Source organism: Bradyrhizobium sp. CSA112 (genome assembly GCF_029051645.1).
Classification (GTDB): domain Bacteria; phylum Pseudomonadota; class Alphaproteobacteria; order Rhizobiales; family Xanthobacteraceae; genus Bradyrhizobium.
This window is the reverse complement of the sequence record NZ_JAACFS010000029.1, coordinates 1-18,806: the sequence shown is the minus strand read 5'-3', so window position 1 is coordinate 18,806 and position 18,806 is coordinate 1. Positions and strand designations below refer to the sequence as shown.

The 18,806-nt window shown below is 58.9% G+C and carries 18 protein-coding genes and 2 pseudogenes; 8 read left to right on the top strand and 12 right to left on the bottom strand.

The features are described from left to right. Positions 1 to 108: 108 nt before the first annotated feature. The 7 genes and pseudogenes from GWE18_RS31490 to GWE18_RS31465 all read left to right on the top strand — a co-directional run bounded on the left by GWE18_RS31490 (position 109) and on the right by GWE18_RS31465 (position 7,719). Positions 109 to 2,322, top strand: a complete 2,214-nt coding sequence (locus tag GWE18_RS31490; RefSeq protein WP_275189607.1) for a hypothetical protein — start codon at positions 109 to 111, stop codon at positions 2,320 to 2,322. 144 nt (positions 2,323 to 2,466) lie between these two features. Then, entirely contained in the window at positions 2,467 to 2,838 is a 372-nt protein-coding gene (locus tag GWE18_RS31485) for a DUF3363 domain-containing protein (protein WP_275189606.1), read from the top strand. A 231-nt stretch (positions 2,839 to 3,069) separates the two neighbouring features. Continuing rightward, a pseudogene (locus GWE18_RS42380) lies at positions 3,070 to 3,342 on the top strand (conjugal transfer protein TraG); the annotation flags it as partial. 1,116 nt (positions 3,343 to 4,458) lie between these two features. Continuing rightward, a complete protein-coding gene (locus tag GWE18_RS31480; RefSeq protein WP_275189605.1) occupies positions 4,459 to 4,863 on the top strand; it encodes a hypothetical protein in 405 nt (134 codons plus the stop codon). Position 4,864: 1 nt separating this feature from the next. Further along, positions 4,865 to 5,554 (top strand): response regulator transcription factor, encoded by a 690-nt coding sequence (locus GWE18_RS31475; protein WP_275189604.1) that lies wholly within the window; start codon positions 4,865 to 4,867, stop codon positions 5,552 to 5,554. 73 nt (positions 5,555 to 5,627) lie between these two features. Next, positions 5,628 to 7,043: a type II and III secretion system protein family protein gene (locus GWE18_RS31470; protein ID WP_275189657.1), complete on the top strand. Its 1,416-nt coding sequence runs from the start codon at positions 5,628 to 5,630 to the stop codon at positions 7,041 to 7,043. A gap of 10 nt (positions 7,044 to 7,053) precedes the next feature. Continuing rightward, on the top strand, positions 7,054 to 7,719 hold the full coding sequence (locus tag GWE18_RS31465; RefSeq protein WP_275189603.1) for a CpaD family pilus assembly lipoprotein: 666 nt from the start codon (positions 7,054 to 7,056) through the stop codon (positions 7,717 to 7,719). Between the two features lie 39 nt (positions 7,720 to 7,758). On the opposite strand, the gene GWE18_RS31460 is transcribed toward GWE18_RS31465, so the two are convergent. The 11 genes from GWE18_RS31460 to GWE18_RS31410 all read right to left on the bottom strand — a co-directional run bounded on the left by GWE18_RS31460 (position 7,759) and on the right by GWE18_RS31410 (position 16,185). Next, complete coding sequence (locus GWE18_RS31460) at positions 7,759 to 8,796, bottom strand: EscU/YscU/HrcU family type III secretion system export apparatus switch protein (RefSeq protein WP_275189602.1); 1,038 nt, start codon at positions 8,794 to 8,796, stop codon at positions 7,759 to 7,761. Beyond that, a complete protein-coding gene (gene sctT / locus GWE18_RS31455; RefSeq protein ID WP_108523097.1) occupies positions 8,793 to 9,614 on the bottom strand; it encodes a type III secretion system export apparatus subunit SctT in 822 nt (273 codons plus the stop codon). Before sctT ends, GWE18_RS31460 begins: the two co-directional genes overlap by 4 nt. Then, the gene (locus tag GWE18_RS31450; protein WP_108523098.1) at positions 9,615 to 9,899 is read right to left on the bottom strand and encodes a flagellar biosynthetic protein FliQ; all 285 of its coding nucleotides are present in this window, start codon (positions 9,897 to 9,899) and stop codon (positions 9,615 to 9,617) included. Between the two features lie 2 nt (positions 9,900 to 9,901). After that, a complete protein-coding gene (gene sctR, locus GWE18_RS31445; RefSeq protein ID WP_108523099.1) occupies positions 9,902 to 10,567 on the bottom strand; it encodes a type III secretion system export apparatus subunit SctR in 666 nt (221 codons plus the stop codon). Continuing rightward, entirely contained in the window at positions 10,560 to 11,615 is a 1,056-nt protein-coding gene (gene sctQ, locus GWE18_RS31440; protein WP_213254876.1) for a type III secretion system cytoplasmic ring protein SctQ, read from the bottom strand. The genes sctR and sctQ overlap by 8 nt, the downstream gene beginning before the upstream one ends. 59 nt (positions 11,616 to 11,674) lie before the next feature. Next, complete coding sequence (locus GWE18_RS31435; protein WP_275189601.1) at positions 11,675 to 12,205, bottom strand: YscO family type III secretion system apparatus protein; 531 nt, start codon at positions 12,203 to 12,205, stop codon at positions 11,675 to 11,677. After that, on the bottom strand, positions 12,181 to 13,530 hold the full coding sequence (gene sctN, locus GWE18_RS31430; RefSeq protein ID WP_275189600.1) for a type III secretion system ATPase SctN: 1,350 nt from the start codon (positions 13,528 to 13,530) through the stop codon (positions 12,181 to 12,183). Before sctN ends, GWE18_RS31435 begins: the two co-directional genes overlap by 25 nt. Beyond that, positions 13,527 to 14,150 carry a type III secretion system stator protein SctL gene (gene sctL / locus GWE18_RS31425; protein WP_275189599.1) on the bottom strand — a complete coding sequence of 208 codons (624 nt, stop codon included), beginning with the start codon at positions 14,148 to 14,150 and terminating at the stop codon, positions 13,527 to 13,529. The genes sctN and sctL overlap by 4 nt, the downstream gene beginning before the upstream one ends. Next, positions 14,140 to 14,778 carry a nodulation protein NolU gene (locus GWE18_RS31420; RefSeq protein WP_275189598.1) on the bottom strand — a complete coding sequence of 213 codons (639 nt, stop codon included), beginning with the start codon at positions 14,776 to 14,778 and terminating at the stop codon, positions 14,140 to 14,142. Before GWE18_RS31420 ends, sctL begins: the two co-directional genes overlap by 11 nt. 10 nt (positions 14,779 to 14,788) lie before the next feature. Further along, positions 14,789 to 15,598, bottom strand: a complete 810-nt coding sequence (sctJ, locus tag GWE18_RS31415) for a type III secretion inner membrane ring lipoprotein SctJ (protein ID WP_275189656.1) — start codon at positions 15,596 to 15,598, stop codon at positions 14,789 to 14,791. Between the two features lie 62 nt (positions 15,599 to 15,660). Next, a complete protein-coding gene (locus GWE18_RS31410; protein ID WP_275189597.1) occupies positions 15,661 to 16,185 on the bottom strand; it encodes a nodulation protein NolB in 525 nt (174 codons plus the stop codon). Between the two features lie 177 nt (positions 16,186 to 16,362). Here GWE18_RS31410 and GWE18_RS31405 point away from each other — a divergent pair, with 177 nt between their 5' ends. Beyond that, positions 16,363 to 17,061 carry a secretin N-terminal domain-containing protein gene (locus GWE18_RS31405; protein ID WP_156434089.1) on the top strand — a complete coding sequence of 233 codons (699 nt, stop codon included), beginning with the start codon at positions 16,363 to 16,365 and terminating at the stop codon, positions 17,059 to 17,061. 1,546 nt (positions 17,062 to 18,607) lie between these two features. Here GWE18_RS31405 and GWE18_RS31400 read toward each other — a convergent pair. Further along, positions 18,608 to 18,806 (bottom strand): annotated as a pseudogene (locus GWE18_RS31400) (insulinase family protein); the annotation flags it as partial.

Below are 18,806 nucleotides of genomic sequence, written 5' to 3'. Positions count from 1 at the left end.
TTGTCTTCAGGCTTCGACAGTCGGAATCTCGGCCGAAGGCTCCACCGCTTTCACTCGATCACCCTACCGTGCGCCAGATACGAGCTTTGCTGTGGGATGTGAGGTGCCATGGAGCGAACGAATAACAATTTTAACCTGTTTGATTTTGATGTGGAAGGGTTCGCACAAGCGTACTATCAACAGTCGCGCGCGGGGCAGCAATCGGGCAACACGAGGGAGCAAGCTAGCTTTGAGCAGCAGATGAACGAGTTACAACTCAACTCGTCTGATGAGAGCTCCGCAAGGTCTAGTTCGCCTGATGAGAGTCCCGCAAAGGGCGATGGAGGAATCCGGCGCACTGACTTCGGCGGTTCGGTGCGGATGCCGCCACACTCCCGGCTGAGGGACACCTCGTTCAGCAGCACGCGCCACAGCGTAGACATCCCCCGAGCTCACTTTCGAGATTCGGCCCAAGTACCGCCGCAGTCCAATTTGCGGGATGATATGTTCAGCAGTGCGCGCTACACTTTGCCATCTGAGGAGCGGCCCGCGATTCAGACGAAGAACAGCAAGGATCGCGGACTGTGGTCGCGTATCAAGTCAGGTGTCGGAAAGGCGTTTGGGACGAGTCGCAGCGAAAAGCCGTCCGGCTCCACGGCTCAGCAAGAGGTCTTTTCAACGAAGTTTCGCGTGGATTACGCCAAGCAGCCCGGCCGAACACGCGGGGTCCCTGAGGAGGACGAGGAGCTGTTTGAGGACTTCAAAAGCAAAGCCAAGGTCACCCGGGACGACGGCACCGGCAAAGTACTGGGCGACGGCACCATCAAAAATGCGATAGCCGATCTGCGCCATTTGAGCGGCCGACTTAGCCAGAACGGGAGGCCATCAATCGCGGATCGAATTGGCAACCCTGAGCTGGAAGCTGGGTTGGATGACGATGTGGAAACCTATGCGAAGGATCGCAGCGGGCGCATCAAAGCGGCATTGAAAAAGCTCCGGGACGTCGGCGCCGGAAAGGCCTTGTCAGCCGATATCCGGCGCTTGGCTCCTTATCCGGCAGACGCAACCCTCATCGACATGTGGACCGCGGCGGAAAAGGCGACACGCAGGATTGAGCCGGAGACTGTCGATAGACAGGCTCGCCGCCTTTCCAGGTTGAGCGATTGGCTGCAAACGCGCGAAAAAGGGGCCATGGCTGGCCGACTGAATGACAATGGGCTGGCCCAAGATGTTGAGGAGTATAGGAACCAAACCGCGGACACCAAAATTAACGCCGATTTGCTCAGGCTTCGGCGCTACCAGCAAGTCCGCGAGGCGAACAGAGCGCTGGGGCTACCTCCTCCTGAGAGCGCGCGTCCGCTCGCCGGGGAAGGCGCTCGGCAGCCCGGGTCGCCGCAGGAGCTTCCCGCAACGCCAGCTACCCCGAGCGAGGGAGCTTGGGATTGGTTTAGGAATCAGATGCAAGAGCCCGCGTCGTCCACATTCACACCGCACCATGGCCCGCAGCCGAGCTCGCTTCAGGAGCTTCCGGCAACGCCAGCCACCCCGAGCGCGGGAGCTTGGGACTGGTTTAGGGAGCAGATGCAAGAACCCGCGTCATCCTCGTTCACACCGCACCGCGGCCCGCAACCGCGCTCGCTTCAGGAGCTTCCGGCAACGCCAGCCACCCCGAGCGCGGGCGCTTGGGATTGGTTTAGAGAGCAGATGCAAGAACCCGCGTCACTATCATCTGCGAGGCGTCCCTCGTCAGACGTCTACGGCGGTCTTGAGCCGCTGGTTAATTTGAATCCGCCCACACCGTATGAATTGCGTGACGACGCTCACTCTGTGCCGGCGCCTGACCTCGCCAGACCGCCGTCGTTCGTTGGGCCATCAGGGGCCCCTCAGGAGCGGCTGGATATCGGATCTATCGTCGGCGAGGGCTGGCACCACGGCTCCCAACCGGCCTCGGACGTCCTGATCGATGTACTGAGTAACATCAATCTCATGCCGAACCAGTTCGGCCCAAGCCAGTTCGCGATCAACGGTGAGCATTACTCGGCCACGTTTGGGCCGGGAGAGCACAGGGACGTTCGTCTCATCCATCATCCTCGCGCGAGGCCGATGAATGAAGCTGGGCCATCGCGGCAGCCCATAGCTGATCTTGGGTTTCTTATCCGCGGGGGATGGCAGCACCGCGAACGCTGGCTTCCGCCTTACCTTGTCCGTGCACTAGAGGGGGAGCACCTCATGCCGGAAGCGGGGCGCCCGACGTATATCAACATCCGCGGCGTGCCTTACAGGGCCGAGTTGCTGGAAACGGACGGCGGCTCACGCGTTCGTGTTTATCCTGAAGCTGGTTGAAGAACGCGCTTGGGCTGCAATCTCGGGTCAGCGGGGCGGCGCATGGGGGGAAGTTTTACCGCACACCCGGCGGCATAGGCTTGCTCGCACCAGGGGCACCAACGGGAAATGCGCTGCGCAATATGAGCGTTTGGATAAAAGGAAATGGCGATCGCGAAATTCAACTTACTTATTGCCAAGGTCCGCGCGGCACTCGAGCGGCTGATCGATGTGCTGGCAGACCTTGGACTTGCCCACCGCCACGGCGACAAGGTCCGGCTTGGCCTCAACCTGATTGAGCGCCCGCGCCGCCGTGAGCTCGACACCGGAAGCCGTCTCGCCGAGGAAATGGGCCTTGCGTATTGCCCGCTGATGCAGGTGGGTAGATTGCGGGGGATCTATCGCCGAAGATTGTCGATCGCCTCGGGGCGCTTTGCCATGATGGCATCATTCTCGGTTTCAGCTCGTGCCCTGCCCTTCGCTCGAGCGCGAATTGAGCAACTACGTGAGCGGCATAGCCGGTCCCGGCAGCGTTGAGCCTTGGGCACAAACGCGGCCTTTCCCTCTGACCCGCCGATCTCTGGGCTGGGACGCGCGCGACTGCGATGCGCAGGCTGCGCCGTGGTTGTACCCGCGTCGATGGACCTAAACCCGTGTCACTCTATCTCGTTGTGGCGCCCATCGTTCGCAACCACCCTCGCCAGAAACTCATTGTGATGACTTTGATGAGCTCGCAGCACCTTGGCCGCTCTTCTTGAGAGGCGGCCTGCCTTCATGGCTGGCTCTGGCATCCGCAGCTTCCTAATCAGCCCCGATCCTGAATCAGCTCGAACGGGCCTAGGGGCGGAACCACGATCCTCGACAATTGCCACCGATGAAGAGCGCACCGTCAAGCGCGTAACCGACGCGCTTTGGGAAATGCGAGCCATAAAGAACTATGCCGGGCACCGATTGAGCCCATAGCTCGGACACATGGTGGTGAGCTGTCAGGGAACGTCGCGCCCCTTGCTTATCTCGGGTGAAGTGATGCAACTCTCACCCATGCGAACGGGCTTATCAATTTTCGTCGGTGCACGAACGACGTCACCGGATATAAGACGGCAAACGTCGGACGAGAGTATGAATCGAGCGTCAGGGGGTTTGGCCGCTTATCTTCACGCAACGAGCTCTCGGAGGACTTGAATCGTATGCAGCGTAAGATTGTAATGTTTCCGACACAGGTCGCGACAATACTTCCTGACAGATAGCAAAAAGCGCGAAATGTCTCAAACCCGAATGACAGGCATCGATTTTCCGTCCAGATAACCACGAATGATGAGTCTCGGCGCCAGCGAAGGCCCTCTGGTTCGCGTAAGATGATTTGCTGTTTTGATGCGTCGCGGTGCTTTTTATCCGATTTCCCATGGTGGCTGCCTCAGCAAGCCTGCGATTTTTAGAATACTCATGCAACGAGCTCTCGAAGGGACTTGAATCGCACGTAGCGTCAGATTGTAGGGTTTCAGACACCAGTCGCGACAATGCGTCGCGCGCAACACTTCCTGACAGGTAGCAAGAATTGCGAATGTCTCCAACCCGTAGGGCCACACCGCTCGACCCCGTCACGCTCCTCGATCAGTCCACTCGAAAGCCTGTTGGCAACGTAGCCTACGCGCCGGACGGGGTACCCGCGCCGGCCAAGTTGAGGCTGCAACAGCACGAGGAGCTCAAGAGCAGTACTCGCTGTCGTCGCGTTCCCGTTGTCGGAGGGGAAATGAAGTTGAGTCCAAGTTCGGTATCCGCCGCCGTTCGTCCCGAGAGGTGGAATGCAGGCGGCGGAACCACCCGAACCACATGCTTGATAACGCCGCTGCGGGGACGGACTCGCCATTCTTCGGTGTGCCAGATGGGCCACAGCCAAGCGGGCGCGTTGGATCTGTCTAAATGCCGGGTTTTCTCGTGCTCCCGATGCACGTCACCGCCCACCGAGACAATCTTTCATAGCCCGCGGCGCATTGGTTGTTTCGTCCCACGTTAGCGGCATCTAGAGCATCGGCCCGCTGCGGGGGTGCGATCTGTCTTCACGCGTTCAAGGTTGCATTTGCTATGACCAAACGACCTCACAGGTCGATGGCATAGCAAGACTCACCGCAGAGTCAGGGCAACATGGGGAGCTTCCAAATGTCTCGTATCAGTTCGGATGCCAATCCAGCCATTCTCTCTTGTGCTTTGGTTTCGATTGCGCGTGCTGGCAATGCGCTCGCCGAGCCGATGACCGGAAGCACTGCCGAGATTGGCGCGAAGATGCACGAGGGTCCTGCCACAGCGCTCAATGCTCTGGCTGATTCTGGCCTGGTTCCCGACATCAAGACCACGTTGACTGTCAAGGACGCATGCGATCCACAGCAAACGGCCGAAATTGCTAATCGGCAGGCAATGGGCGGAGCGATGTTGGCCGTTGGCAACATTGCTCTTCTTAGTCGGTACCGTCTCCCGACGTTTACGTTGAAGCTGGAGAACTCAATTTCGCCCGACTTCATGGTCGACGGTGATCTGCTTGGTAGTTTTGGCATGAAGAGGCAATGAAATGCGAACGCTACTGGTTGATCATGATGCGGACCTTGCGCGCGCTGTGCAAGGAGCGCTCTCGGATTGCGGTTTCGCCGTTGATGTGGCGGGCACGCTGGATGAGGCGGCGACCGCTCTCGACTACGCCAAGTACGACATTCTCCTGCTCGAGTTGGCCCTACCGGATGGAAACGGCCTGGACTGGCTGAAGCGGTTGAGACGCGACGGACATTTGATGCCTGCCATGGTGATGAGCAGCCGCAATGATCTCGGTAGGCGGATCGCCATTTTCAATGGTGGTGCAGACGATTTTCTGCCCAAGCCCGTGTCTACTGATGAACTCATCGCTCGGATGCGAGCCATTCTGAGGCGATCAACGCAAATGACAGCCCCCGTCGTTGTGTTTGGTAATCTAAAATTCGATCCGATCGCCCGGCAAGTTTCAGTTGGTGGTCGGCCCCTAAAGATTGCACGCCGCGAAGTGTGCATTCTTGAGCATCTGCTCAGCCGCGCAGGCCGCGCCGTGCCACGCGCGTCGCTGGAGGATAGCCTCTATGCGTTTGACAACGAGGTCTCTACCAATGCACTTGAAGTCGCAATCTATCGCTTGCGCGGTCATTTGAATCAGTCTGGTGCGACGCTACGGATCACAACCGCACGCGGCGTCGGCTATATCCTTGAATTGAACAGCGCGGCATCGGCCGCGTAGTCGATCGAACTTGAAAGCAAAGACTACCTTGAAGATCGCTCTTGATAATGAAGGTGGCAGCGATCGACGCTCGATCGTCGCTAGCGCCCTGTGGTCTGCCGTTTGTCCTTCTCTTTCCCACCTCCTGTGCGCGGTCGCTTTGCTATCGCCACTAACTGCCGCAGCTCAGACGACGCGCGACGCTAGAGGGGGGCCGCCGCGCGCGGCTCCTAGCAGCATCAATGGGACGCTGGACCTTTCCTCCTCGCTCGGCAAGACAATTCATCTGCCCGGGCCGGCGGCGAGCATCTTTGTTGCCGACCCCACGATCGCGGATTATCAAGCGCCATCGAACACGACCATCTTCGTCTTTGGCAAGAAGTCCGGACGGACCAGCCTGTTCGCTTTGAACGCCAATGGGGAAGCTCTCGCCGAGTTGCGTGTTGTCGTCACGCAACCGATCGAGGATCTGCGTGCCATGCTGAAGGCCCAGGTCGGCGACTATCCGATCCAAGTCAGCTATACCCCCCGCGGCGCGATCCTTAACGGTACGGCTCCCAATGCCGATGTCGTCGCCACTGCCGTGAGGGTCACAGAGCAGTTTCTCGGTCCGGGTGCGCTGGTCTTCAATAAAATTCAGGTCGCCGGATCGTTACAGGTCAATCTGAGCGTTCGCGTAGCGGAGGTCTCACGCAGCGCCATGAAGGAGCTCGGCATCAACCTCTCCGCTTTGGGTCAGAATGGCACTTTTTTCTTTAGCAGCGGTAAAGGTGCTGGTTCCGGCACGGCTAGCGGCGGCGGCAAGGTAGGTATCGGCTTCAGCGCCGGTACTATCAACGTCGGCGCTGTTCTCGACGCGCTCGCCAGCGAGCACCTCGCTTCCGTACTGGCTGAACCGAATCTCACCGCAATGTCCGGTGAGTCCGCGAGCTTCCTGGCGGGCGGCGAATTTCCAATTCCGGTCATGCAGGACAACCGACAGGTTTCGATCCAATTTCGTCACTTTGGAGTGAGCCTCGACTTCGTCCCGACTGTTCTTAACAACAATCAAATCAATGTCCGCGTGAAACCTGAGGTCAGCGAGATTTCGAAAGTAGGTGAGGTCCAAGTGAACGGTATGGCCGTGCCTGCCCTCTCTACGAGGCGTGCGGAGACCGTTATCGAGCTTGGGAGCGGACAAAGCTTCGCAATAGGGGGGCTAATCAGGCGTAACTTCAGCACGGATATCAGTACTTTTCCTTGGTTAGGCGACCTGCCCATTCTCGGTGCACTGTTTCGCTCTTCGTCCTTTCAAAAGCAGGAGACGGAGCTCGTTATTATTGTCACGCCTTACATCGTGCGGCCAGCATCGAACCCGAACCGGATGAGCGCCCCCGCCGACCGCATCGGACCGCCCTCAGATATGGGGCGCGCCTTGACGAACACGTTGGCAAGCCCGCCGCGAGGCCGCGACGCTCCACGCACCAGTGTACCAGGCGCGACAGGCGGCGCCGGCTTTGTTATCGAATGAGGATCGTCGAATGACTTTACGAGCCCTGCCCCATCTGTTCGTTCTGATGGCGAGCCTAGGCGGCTGCACAAGCACTGCTCTGATCAACACGGGGCCGGCTGAACAACCAAGCATGGTGCAGCAGCAGAACAGTGTCTTGGTGCTGCAGAGCCTTCGTGGCCTCGAGCGGTATCGACTGAGGGATTTAATTGCCGGCGCCAGTCACGGTCGGTTTGATGCGCTCCATCTCGATATCACCGGCTCGCCCCGGCTCGCCGCGCAGGTAGCCAGCGAGGCCCGCGCAATGGGCGTCACGCCTTACAACGTCCGCCTGTTCGGCCCTCGCATCGACCGGCCTGTCGGCTTCGCGGTGCGAATCGAGGCCATTGTCTATGAAGCACGTCCTCCCGTATGTCCGTCCCTTTCGATCATTGGTCCTTCGGTTAACGATAATTCGTTCGACCAGACGCTAGGCTGCTCAATCCGCAACAATCTGGGCGTCATGGTCAACGATCCGAGCGACCTGCTGGACAATAGAGCAGTCATGGCAACAAAAGGTGATCGTGCCGCCATTCCTGTTGCCACATATGGGTCCATGGGGCGACGCAACAAGAGCGACTTGGAAGATGGAATTGGCAACAGGTCCTCGCCAGAAGCCGGATCAACGGCGATGAGGGATATACAGTCGCCTCGATAGCGCGCCGGATGGCGCAATCATTGCTGCCATAAGCAATGTCTAGACCAGCCCGGCGGAATAGAGTGCTCTCGCAACCCCTTCAAAGTACTTCCCAGGAACGACGTTGCCCAGCCTGGCATTCCGGATGAGCTGCCGCGCCAGGGCTGGATCCTGGACAATGCTGAGGCGCAGCGACTGCGCCTCAGAAAGCAGTCGTGAGGCAAGTTCGCCCTCACCACGGCAAACCACGATCGGCACGCCGGTCTCGCCACGAATGTAGCGAAGCCCAATCAAGATCGCTTGTCCTGTCACTATCAATGTAGCGCGATGGACGCCAAGCGGAGGCTCGTTCGCCGTCTCCTGACGAAGGCGACGGTGTTCTCGTTTGACCTGCGGATTGCCCTGCTGTTCTTTGGACTCGCGTTTGGCCTCAGTCTCCGTCATGCGCATGTCCTGTAAAAACAACCAGCGCTGGATCAGAAGATCGGCCAATCCGGCGATCAGAAAAGCACCGGCAGCAATTTCGGTCAGCAATTTGATCTCAATGAACACGAAGTTGAGACACCCCCTACCGCAGGTTGGCAAGTATACCAGCGCCTTCCAACTTGCGATAACCGTGAGTAGCAAGCTTGCGCCGAGAACGCACACCTTAAGAAGCGACTTCGAGAGTTCAATGAGCGACCGCTTAGACGCAATCCGCTTGAGCCCCTTCATGGGATCCAATTTCTCGAATTTCGGCTTTAAGGACTCGAAAGAGACGTTTAATCCACCATTGGCAAGGACCCCTGCTAGAATACCAGCGGCAACACCGGCCCCGAGGAATGGACCAACGGCCGCAAGAAACAGTTCGATCAAGCCGCCCAGCGCCTGCTGGACCGCGCTTGTGAACGGCTGCCCCTGCAGTTTGTCGATTAGCCGTACCGTTTCATACCACTTGGTCTCAATGAGGCCCGCTCTTAACCAGAGGCAGCCGAAACCGGCGCACACACTGACTGCGCTGACCAAATCGGTGCTGCGCGGACTCTGCCCTTTCTTGCGCGCATCTTTTAGCTTCTTGGGAGTGGGGGGGAGGTTCTTCTCTTCGCTCGAGCCACTCATTTAAGGAGGTTCTTGAACAACTCGAGCACGGTGTTGGACTGACTGATCTCCGATCCCATATATTCGACGAGGAAGGTGGCGTAACTTACCATGATTATCCCATACGCCAGATTCTTCATGGTGGGAGAGACATCGTTCAGTTTGAGTTGCGGCGCAAACCGCCCGAGTATCATGACCGATACATCGAGTAGCAGCAGGAATGCCAACACGGGGCCAGAGACCAGTAGCGCCGTATACATGATGTGACCGAGAAGCCCCAGAAATGCCATCGCGCCTTGCACGGTCAAGCTAGGCATCAGCCGATACACGGGCCAGATCAAATAGCTGCCATAAAGGCCCCTAATCATATTCTCCAATCCCCCGGCTAGAACGAAAATCGAAATCGCAGTGGTACCGAGTAAAACCGCCGTCGCCGAAGCCTGGCCACGCGTGGCTGGATCATCGGAAGCAACAGGGTTCGTAATCCCCCTTTGGGTATCGATGATCTCACCCACTGCCTGGATGCTCCATAACGGAATACTGAGCAAAAAGCCGATGAGCAGGCCGACGAACACCTCCTTCAAACCGAGTAGCGTGACACTGATCAGTCGTGAGCCCTCATCCAGCGACTGCAAGCCGAGCCTGATCTGCAACAGGCATGGCAGTCCCATCGCAAAGGTCACGCAGCCGCGGATCAGCCCCCTAATGCGCGGCAGCGTAAACACGGGAAGGACCAACATAATGCCAAGGGCGCGGGCTGCCGCGAGCCCGGCTGCGAGCACGAGTTCGATCGCCTCCTGGATCAGAGTTTGCGTCTCGGTGAATGAGGGGACGTTCATCTAACGTCGGCTAATACTTGCTGTGAGTGCGGGAAAGTCGGTAAATACCTGCTCTGCTTCCTTGATCAGCGCGGCGCTGAGCACTGGAGAGAACAAAGCGATCACCGCGACAACGACCAGAAGCTTCACAGTCAGTGGCAAAGTTTGATCCTGAAGCTGCGTTGCCGCCTGCATGATGCCGACAACTAAGCCGACAACGACCGCCGCGATAAGCGGTGGCAGAACCCAGATCATAAAGAGCACAAGTGACCGGCTCATATGAGTGAGAATGCTTGCCTCATCCATGCTCAACCTCCCGGCGTTGTGTAGCTGAGCACCAGCCCGTGCATGAGCCGCGACCAGCCGTCGATTGAGACGAATAGAAACAGCTTAAAAGGCACGGATATCACCGTTGGCGAAACCATCGACATACCCATGGCCATCAAGATGGTCGTTACAATCAGATCGATGGTGATAAAGGGCAGATAGAGAAGAAACCCAATTTCGAAGCCACGCTTGAGTTCTGAAATTAGGAAAGATGGCACCAGAATGACCAGGTCATCGGCGCTCACGTTGCCGCGCATGTCCTCGGGCCAGACCTGTTCGGTTGAAGCCAAGAAGAAACGGCGCTGCTCGTCAGCGGTGAACTTCTTCAGATGCCCGCGCAGCGGCTCCTGCGCCTCCTTTGCAGCGCTCAGCCAATCATCGACTGTTTGGTAGCGGAGTTGTGGCGCAGAAAGGCGATTATAGGTCTGTTCAATCACTGGCGCGCTAATGAAAACTGTCAGGATCAGCGCCGCGCCATATAGAACGAGGTTCGGTGGGATAGATTGAGTCCCGAGCGCGTTGCGAACGAGGAAGAGCACGACGGACACCTTTATGAACGCAGTGCTTGTTACGACTAGGAACGCCAGCAGGCCAAGGCCGGCTGTGAGCGCAAGGAGTCCAAGAATTCCCGGTTGAATGTCAGTCATTGACGGCCAACCTGCCCCGCAACCTGACGCCAAGCTCCCCGCCGATGCTTACGATGTCCCCGCGGCCTATGCGGCGGCCGTTAGCAAGGATATCAACCGGTCCGTCGAGCGGCCGGCCAAGTTCGAACACATGTCCCTCGCTGATATCCCTCAAGGCTCCGAGTGCGACAGTCCAGCGGCCGCATTCGAAAACAAGAGTAATCTCGATGTTGTCGAGATCACTTTCAGATGGCGGCCGGGGTTTTTCGGATTGAGTCATCATATGTGCACACTCCAGGGGATGTGGTTGGAGGCGGAATGCCCCTCGCACGATCAAGCGATCCTCTGCAACATGTGCCGGAGCCCATAAGGTTCCCGCGTTGAGGATGGCTTGGCCACGGGCCAAGGGTATTACGTCCGGCAATAGAGCGTCTCCTGCATTTGCTTTCCCTAGCAGCGCAACCGTCGCACGGAGAGAGCCGATCTCTCCCTTAACGATGACAGGCAATTCTGGGGGAAGCTGGCGTGCCTCTCGCGGCAGCTGCCTGAGCAGTCCGCCTAACGCCCGAAACGCGGGTGGAACTGAACCATCGAGAGGTGAGAACAGGAGCAGGCGCGCTTTTCCCTTGAATGGGCGGTAGGTGATTTCGAGCTCCAGATAAGGACCCCGAGCCGTTGCTTCGCTCAAACAGATCAGCTGCAACTTCTGTTGTGTCAGACCCTCTAGTTGATCGAGCAACGGATCGAGTGCAAATTCGACGAGGAGCGAACGAGTGGGCTCGGCAGGTAGGCCAAGCTCACTTTGCACCGTCGCGATCAGCCCTTCTACAACCGGACGGGCCAACGATAAGATGATTGTTTCATGTCCGATGGCCCAAACGCAGTCGAGCATCGATACGGCACACGGCTCCGGCTCCCAGACAAGCCGTTCCATCCGTACGGATAGCGGCTTATCGCGGAGACGGCTTTGCAGAGGCTTGCGGGCAGCAGCGATCTCGTTGAGCCAAGAGACGACCGCAGGGGACAGGGTTAGCGCCGGTTTAAATCCCGATTGTTCACCCGTAGCCATGGTCACAGGCGCGTCTACAAGACAAGGCGCTTTCCCTAGCATAGAAGAAGCCATCAGATTCAGTAGCTAGCCGTGTGAGTACGCGAACCACTGCGATACCGAAGCAAAACCTCATCATCCGCCTCCATCTCGGCTTCCGCCTCTGAATGGGCATCACTCGCGCGCTGAACGTCGCCTTCAATTTTCTGCCATTTGTGACTCGCCGCCGAGCACTTGGTCAAAGTGGTCCGCGCCTCGAAGACCGCCGTCTCGGCCCGCTCTTGAGCGGCGCGCGCTTCCTCAAGCGTTCGGCGTGCTCCTGCGATCTCAGTTTTGAGCCGTCCAATGACGATGTGACAGCGACGATCGAGCTCTTCGACAGATAGCGAATCAAAAGATGCCAGTTCTCGGTAAAGCTCCGCTTCGAGCGCCGCTTGGTTTTTCTCGGCCGTTGCAAGATCCCGGACAGCTTGTTCCACCGCTTGAAACGCGGTGCGGCGCTTGGCTTCCATGTTGTACACCTCACGAAGGGCGCTCCGCTGTCTCATGTCCTTCACTAGCCGCAATTTCGAGGCATGGACGCGATTCACGCGGTCAGACGCGACATCCATGTGACCGTCTCCTCAAAGCTTGACGCCTCGTCTCCGCCCTGACGCAGGAATTTCCGCAACTCCTCGATCGAATTAATTGCCCGGTCTGTCAGAGGATCACTGCCTTGCTTATATTCGCCAACCTTCACCAAGAACTCGGCCTCGGCGTAGCGGGAGAGCAGATCACGGAAGAAGGAAGCCGCCTTTCGATGCGACACAGAGACGACCGCATTCATCACGCGGCTGCGGCTTGACAATACGTCAATAGCTGGAAAATGCTCGCGCGCAGCCAAAAGGCGTGAGAGAACAACGTGGCCATCAAGAATGCCTCGTGATTCTTCGGCGATTGGATCACCCGAGCCGTCGCCTTCGACAAGCACAGTATAGAAGGCCGTGATCGAGCCGCGCTCGCCCATGCCGGCACGCTCCAACAGGCCAGGAAGCATCGCAAAAACCGATGGCGGAAAGCCGCGCCGCGTCGGCGGCTCTCCTGCCGCAAGGCCAATTTCGCGCATGGCGCGGCTAAAGCGCGTCAATGAGTCCATCATCAGGACGACGCGAAGTCCTTCATCACGAAAATATTCGGCGACTGCCGTCGCCATGTGAGCGCATTGCGCTCGTTCCATTGCCGAACGATCGGAGGTCTCAACGACAACGACGGTGCGTCGAAGCGCTGCCTCATCAAGGTGCTGCTCGATGAATTCCCGCACTTCACGACCGCGCTCACCGATCAACGCGACTATGGTGGCGTCGGCAGCCGCGCCTTTTACGATCTGCGACAGGAGCGTCGACTTACCGCACCCTGGGTCTCCGTAGATGCCGATCCGCTGCCCCTCGCCACATGTTAGAAGCCCATCCAAGACACGGACGCCGAGTGGGAATGTTCGCTCGATACCGCGCCTTGTCATGGGGTTGGGGGCCTTGCCGCGCAGCGGACGAGTTTGAGCGGCGTTGATTGGACCCTTTCCGTCGATCGGACGGCCGAAGCTGTCGATCACCCGGCCAAGCAAATCGGGGCCGACCGGAACTTCATGCATTCGTCCGGTCGCGACCACTTCTGCTCGGCTGGATAAGCCCGCCATGTCACCAATGGGAGTGAGCAATACCCCATCTTGCGATAGGCCGATCACCTCGGCCTCGAGCGACCATCCGGTGCGGGGATCCTGCAACAGGCAAAGCTCCCCTATACGCGCCTCTGGCAAGACGGCATGGAGCAAGGTGCCGACCGCCCGTGTGATCCGCCCTCGTACAGCACGCGTGTCGATATGCTTTGCTGTAGATTTCAGAGACGATAGCGCGGCGTGCAGATTCCTCTCTCCCGCCGCATCGGTCGCTGATGTGGTCATGGCCCGTCTTCCTTTGATGGCAAATCCAGGCCAAGGCGTAGAGCCCGCAGCTGCGCGGCAACTCCAATGTCCACATTGCCAAATTCGCTCCACAACACGCACTGCTCTGTCGTTAGAGCCGGATCCGGAGCAACCCGCACTTTCGGCCGGCCCTCCTGTCCATCGTACGTAGCGAACTCGCGCGCTAGCGCATCGGTTTTCAGAGGAGAGACATGAAGGCAAATTTCCGCGCTACCATATTTTTGCTCGATCGCGTGACGAACGGTCCTCACCAGCATCTCGCCTGGATCAAACGCGCCCAGCAGATCGCTCACGATTTCCATGACGAGCTGCGGCAACTCCTGCTCCAGAATGGCTTTTCGCTGCGCAAGTGCGGAAGCAGCCTGCGCAATCAGCCGAGACATTTCCTCGGCGCCGCTCTTGAAGCCATCCGCACGGCCACGCGCCCGCTCCCGCTCATAAGCTGTCCGTCCCCAGCCGCGAACGCGTTGCAGATGCCGCTCGGCAGCCGCGCGCGCTTCTACGGCATCGCACCAGATCCCGATCTCGGCCGCCGATATGAGAGGCCCGAGCGGCCGTATCTCGGGAGCCACCGGCAGTCCCGGGTCATCAGCTGTCATGCCGTGGCGTCTCCCTCGACAAATGTGCGATCACCAAGGAAAGCACTGGGCCCGCGGCATTGCGGTGTTCGGCCGCTGGATTCTCGGCAGCAGTGCCCATGGGCAAGCGTAACAGCACGCGCGTGCGATCAAGTGCCGAGGCTTCGTCGAGCCAAGCACCTAGGCAGGCATGGCCATCGTGTTCAATCTGTTGCGAAAGTTGCTCCGGATCAGCGGTAGCGGTGATTGCGACCGCGCTGGCCAAGTTCCGGATACCGAAAGCGTGCGCTTCTGCCCCGATACGCCCGAGCAGAATCGCGAGATGCTGCTTTGAGACGAGCTTTAGGAGCGAGCGAGCATGCCAGATACTGCCGGCAAGCAAAGCAGCCCTATTCGGATCATGGCCGAGCAGAAGATCAGTTCCCCAGTTACAGCCGTTGGAGTCCATTTCATTACCAAGCAGCATTTCAGCAAGTCTTACCTGCAGCCTTGAGCTCTTCTGTAGCCGGACCAAAGTCGAAGCCGACAGCCGCCCGTCAAGACGGGCAGCAAATCGGGTCAGATGGGTCGAGGCAGCAAGCTCGCGCAGCCCCTCAGAGGTCGATTCGGACCACGTATGAGAACCGGAGGATGGCAGCGGTATGGGCATCTGCGCACTCCTATGCCTTGTCGGAGGTGATCTTTTTACCGGGAGGCGGGATAGCGGGCGTGTTCGAACGGTTGCCAAGTCTGGATCGCGCGCGCGACGGCTGGGCGCGCTGATGCATACGAGAGCCCAGGAATATGTAGCACAGAAGGCCAATCGCAGCGCCGCCTCCTCCGATACCGGCCGCAAGTAGCGGGTCTGAAATGGATTTGGTCGACTGAGCGGACGCAGCTCGCGGGGCAGGCTGCTCAAGCGGAGCCCGCTCAACCGGCACAAAGACCACCACCACCTTGTCATAGGATAGGCCCTCGATGCTGTTGGCGACCAGCATCTTGATCTGCGGTTGCAGGAGCGAGAGCTTTGCATTGGAGTTATGTCGAATGAACACCGACGCTGAGGATGGCATCGTGTCCTGGCGCAATAGATCATTTTTTGGCAAAACAACGTGGACACGCGCGGATATGACGCCGTCGATATCGCTAATCGTGCGCGACAATTCTTCGCTCAGGGCATAAACGTAGCGGGCGCGCTCCTCGATCGGCGAGGCAACCAGGCCCGATCCCTTGAACACCTCGCCGAGGTTCTTGAAAGGGTGGCGCGGCAACCCTTCGAGATTTAGCAGCTCAATCGAAAAGGCTAGCTGCTTCTCTTCGACCTGGATCGTGCTGGTCCCATCCTTGGCAGTAACACGGACCGCATCGGCGCCCTTGCTAAGCAGGAGAGCAAGCATCTCATTGGCCTCGCGCTCCTGCACTTTGGTGTAGAGATCGGCCTTACAGCCAATCAAGGGGAGGAGAAGCGACAGCACGGCAAAAACACGCAACCACTGACCGGCTAGGCGGGCATGGCCGTTTTGTCCATAGATGAAAGCAGACGTCAACGAACTCAGCCCGCCGATAGCAATTTGTTCAAAGATGAGCTGACGGCGCTGGTGCTCTTGGACACAAGCGAAACCTCCACGACACCCTTGTAAACGTCCCGCAGACCCGCAACCATCGCGTCGAAGTCGAGCACCCCTTCCGGCTTGCCCGCGGGGCTCGCCCCGACTAGCTGCGACCGCGAAAGCGGCTGAGCGGCCGGCCCAGGTTGAACAGTCTTCGAAATGGCGGTCACACCGCCGCTCGTTGCAGAAGGAATGGGATTGCTCCGATACATCGAAGAGAGAGCCTGGAGCACGCGCTCGCCAGGCGGGCTCGCCTGCACTGCTGCACGCTGAACCTCTGACACCGCAGGAACGGACGCTGCTCTATCGGTAACTGAGGAGGCAGCGTCTGATGTCGAAGCGACGTGCAGAAGAGTCTGCTGAAACTGGCTCTGCTGGCCGATGGCTGCCGGCTGGCAGAGCCCGGACAGACCGTCGGCAGGCTTCAGAGAGATCGGCGTAGCGCCTAGCATGATCGAAGGTGTCATTGGTTTGGGCTGCGATGAGACATCGCCCTTGTTAAGAATTGATGGTCAATACCGTAAAGAGGCCAGCTGACCGCAAGCTGACGAACATGCGAGCCATAAGGCCATTTTAAAGATCACGCTTGGCTTCCAATTTGGGCGAAGTCTTAATACTTGTTCTCAGGTCGAAGGGACTTGGGAATGCTAAGCCGACGCACGATCCTGAACATTTTGAACCGAGTTGCGGGCGCAGGAGTTTTCCTTTGCTCCGGGGTACTCACGGCGTTTGGGGCTCCGCTCTCGCTGCCTTCGGCACCTTATAGCTACACGGTTCTGGATCAGGACCTGTCTGCCGCACTGCTGGAATTCGGTAACAACCTCAATATCAGAGTGAACGTCAGCGCGGAGGTGAAGGGTCGGATTCGCGGGCGCATGCCAGATCTGCCACCGCGCGAGTTCCTGGACCGTTTGACCAATCTCTACAATCTTCAATGGTACTACGATGGGCTCGTGCTGTATGTATCTGCTGCAAATGAGGCGCAAAGTCGTCTGCTTGTGTTGAAGCCGATCAGCTTCGATGCATTCAAAGCGGCCCTCGATGCACTCAATATCTCCGACGAGCGCTATCTTGTGAGACCGGCACCAGGAGATGGCCTCGTCCTGGTTTCTGGTCCACCACGCTTCATCGCGCTCTTGGACCAAACGCTCAACGGCCTTGTAGCGGAGGCGCAGGCGCGGCCGCACGCTGCGGTCGAAAAGCAGTCGCGGGAATCGGTGCTGAAGTTATTTCGTGGCTCCTCAACCACGGTCGTTCGCGATGGACGACCGGAAGCCCCCTATTCTTCCGACGCGCCGCGTCAGGACAGCATCGTGCGCGAGCCTGCGCCGGGCCAGAGATGAAATTTAGAATGCGCGGCAGCTTTCGGCGGAAGTCAATGCCGTCTCCATTGGCTCATTTTGAATCCTTCTGATGCTCGTCAGCTTCTCGAAAGCTCACCCTCCTAGCATGAGAGCGCGGATGTCTCGACGGCGATGCCGTCTATCCACCGTCATGCAACGTCGGGGCACCCGATGCTCGGAATAACCGCAAACCTGGTTGGCGCCATTGTTGCCGGCAGATTGGAGGCTGCAGCTCAAGGCGAGAGTTCTCAGTGGTTCTCCGTAGTCGCGATGCAAGTGGCCTTCTTCAAAGAATGGCTCGAGCCGCTCCATGTGAAGGAGGAACAGGATGGATTTCAACTCAATCGACCCACTGAACACGGACCCACAGCCCGCCTCACCGCCACCGCCCGAGGATCCAACGGGCTTTGAGCACCAGCTGAGCGAGTTGCAAGATAGTCCCCCGCCATATGCTGCGTGGTCGCCAGTGCCGCAGGGGGAAGCCTATTCGCCACATTTGGAGGCCGAGCATCCCTATTCGTCACATTTGAGTTGGGACGATGATCTGCGTACGCCGGCTGCGGCCCCCCTGGGCCATTACCGGCCGCCGGCGAAAGTTTGCTGCGGCCCAGCTCGCAGCAGACGATTGCTCCATCGCTGGCGGAAGCCCCAGATTTCGATCAGGACTTGATTTGGCAGAAGGTCGAACCCGGTCCGATGCAAGCCGAGCCATCCTCGGCCGCCGGCGAACGGGCCCAGCTCGCAGCAGCCGCCTGCTCAGTCGCTGGCGGAAGCCCGCGATAAGGACCCGGTTTGGGAGGAGCTCGAACCCAGGCTGCTACAGGCCGAGCCATCGCCTGCCGCGCCATCACAAGCCGGGCCATCGTCGTCCACGGGGGATGCGCCACTGGAACTCGGAAATTTCGTCATGGAAAACGGACGTCGCGCCAGCGAGTACTGGGTCTTCTGTCCCCAAACGGCCTCGAACGCCCAGCTCAACGTGCTAAGAACCGTCGGACTCATGCCGAGCGAGGACTCACCGACAACCTTCTCTATCCTAGCTGTGCCCCACACAGCCGAGTGGCGAGAAGAGGATTTTGTTCGTCTCAACCCGTCGCTTGACCCTAGCCTCTGGCCTGGATACTCGGGTGAGGATTCCCCCACCGGGTAGGCGTTTCCACAGCCCAGCTTGCGGCAGAGCCATGCCCCTCCCCGCTGAAACAGACCTTTGGGATGCCGCCGGTGGCAGGAGCACTTGGCGGCGTCCCTTCTGTGCCGGCGTCGATTATCTTGGCTAGGCTATGTTGGCCTCGCGCCAAGATGATTGTACGCGGTCAATTAATTATGTGTCACTTTAAGAGATCTGGTCAGGCAGTCGGCGCGGACAGGATATCCTGGCTGAGACGACGCAGATATCCCCGCAAGCTTGCGGTTCCCAACCGGCAGAGGTTTTTGAAAACACCTCCTGCGGACGTTCCGTCGCATTGACGGCATCGCTTGCCGCGACCGCAGCTGTCGCGGCCGCAAAAAAGAAGTTCAGAGCGCATGTCACCTCACGAACACAAAGTTAATTGGGTGTTGCCGGCGTTGCGGCGGATGGCGCGGCGCCTGGCTGTACTGCCGCTGGCGGCGGCGTCGTGGCCGATGGCGCGGTGGTCGACTGGGCTGCGGCCAGTGGGGAGCTGCCGACGATGACGGTGAGCAGACCCTGGCCCCACAGCCGCTGCGCCGCCTTCCTGGCATCCTCCAGCGTCACCGCATCGACG

Coding starts and splice junctions, on each gene's coding strand:
- GWE18_RS31490 (WP_275189607.1), top strand. CDS start 109: ATGGAGCGAACGAATAACAATTTTAACCTGTTTGATTTTGATGTGGAA.
- GWE18_RS31485 (WP_275189606.1), top strand. CDS start 2,467: ATGGCGATCGCGAAATTCAACTTACTTATTGCCAAGGTCCGCGCGGCA.
- GWE18_RS31480 (WP_275189605.1), top strand. CDS start 4,459: ATGTCTCGTATCAGTTCGGATGCCAATCCAGCCATTCTCTCTTGTGCT.
- GWE18_RS31475 (WP_275189604.1), top strand. CDS start 4,865: ATGCGAACGCTACTGGTTGATCATGATGCGGACCTTGCGCGCGCTGTG.
- GWE18_RS31465 (WP_275189603.1), top strand. CDS start 7,054: ATGACTTTACGAGCCCTGCCCCATCTGTTCGTTCTGATGGCGAGCCTA.
- GWE18_RS31460 (WP_275189602.1), bottom strand. CDS start 8,796: ATGAGTGGCTCGAGCGAAGAGAAGAACCTCCCCCCCACTCCCAAGAAG.
- sctT (WP_108523097.1), bottom strand. CDS start 9,614: ATGAACGTCCCCTCATTCACCGAGACGCAAACTCTGATCCAGGAGGCG.
- GWE18_RS31450 (WP_108523098.1), bottom strand. CDS start 9,899: ATGGATGAGGCAAGCATTCTCACTCATATGAGCCGGTCACTTGTGCTC.
- sctR (WP_108523099.1), bottom strand. CDS start 10,567: ATGACTGACATTCAACCGGGAATTCTTGGACTCCTTGCGCTCACAGCC.
- sctQ (WP_213254876.1), bottom strand. CDS start 11,615: ATGGCTACGGGTGAACAATCGGGATTTAAACCGGCGCTAACCCTGTCC.
- GWE18_RS31435 (WP_275189601.1), bottom strand. CDS start 12,205: ATGGATGTCGCGTCTGACCGCGTGAATCGCGTCCATGCCTCGAAATTG.
- sctN (WP_275189600.1), bottom strand. CDS start 13,530: ATGACCACATCAGCGACCGATGCGGCGGGAGAGAGGAATCTGCACGCC.
- sctL (WP_275189599.1), bottom strand. CDS start 14,150: ATGACAGCTGATGACCCGGGACTGCCGGTGGCTCCCGAGATACGGCCG.
- GWE18_RS31420 (WP_275189598.1), bottom strand. CDS start 14,778: ATGCCCATACCGCTGCCATCCTCCGGTTCTCATACGTGGTCCGAATCG.
- GWE18_RS31410 (WP_275189597.1), bottom strand. CDS start 16,185: ATGACACCTTCGATCATGCTAGGCGCTACGCCGATCTCTCTGAAGCCT.
- GWE18_RS31405 (WP_156434089.1), top strand. CDS start 16,363: ATGCTAAGCCGACGCACGATCCTGAACATTTTGAACCGAGTTGCGGGC.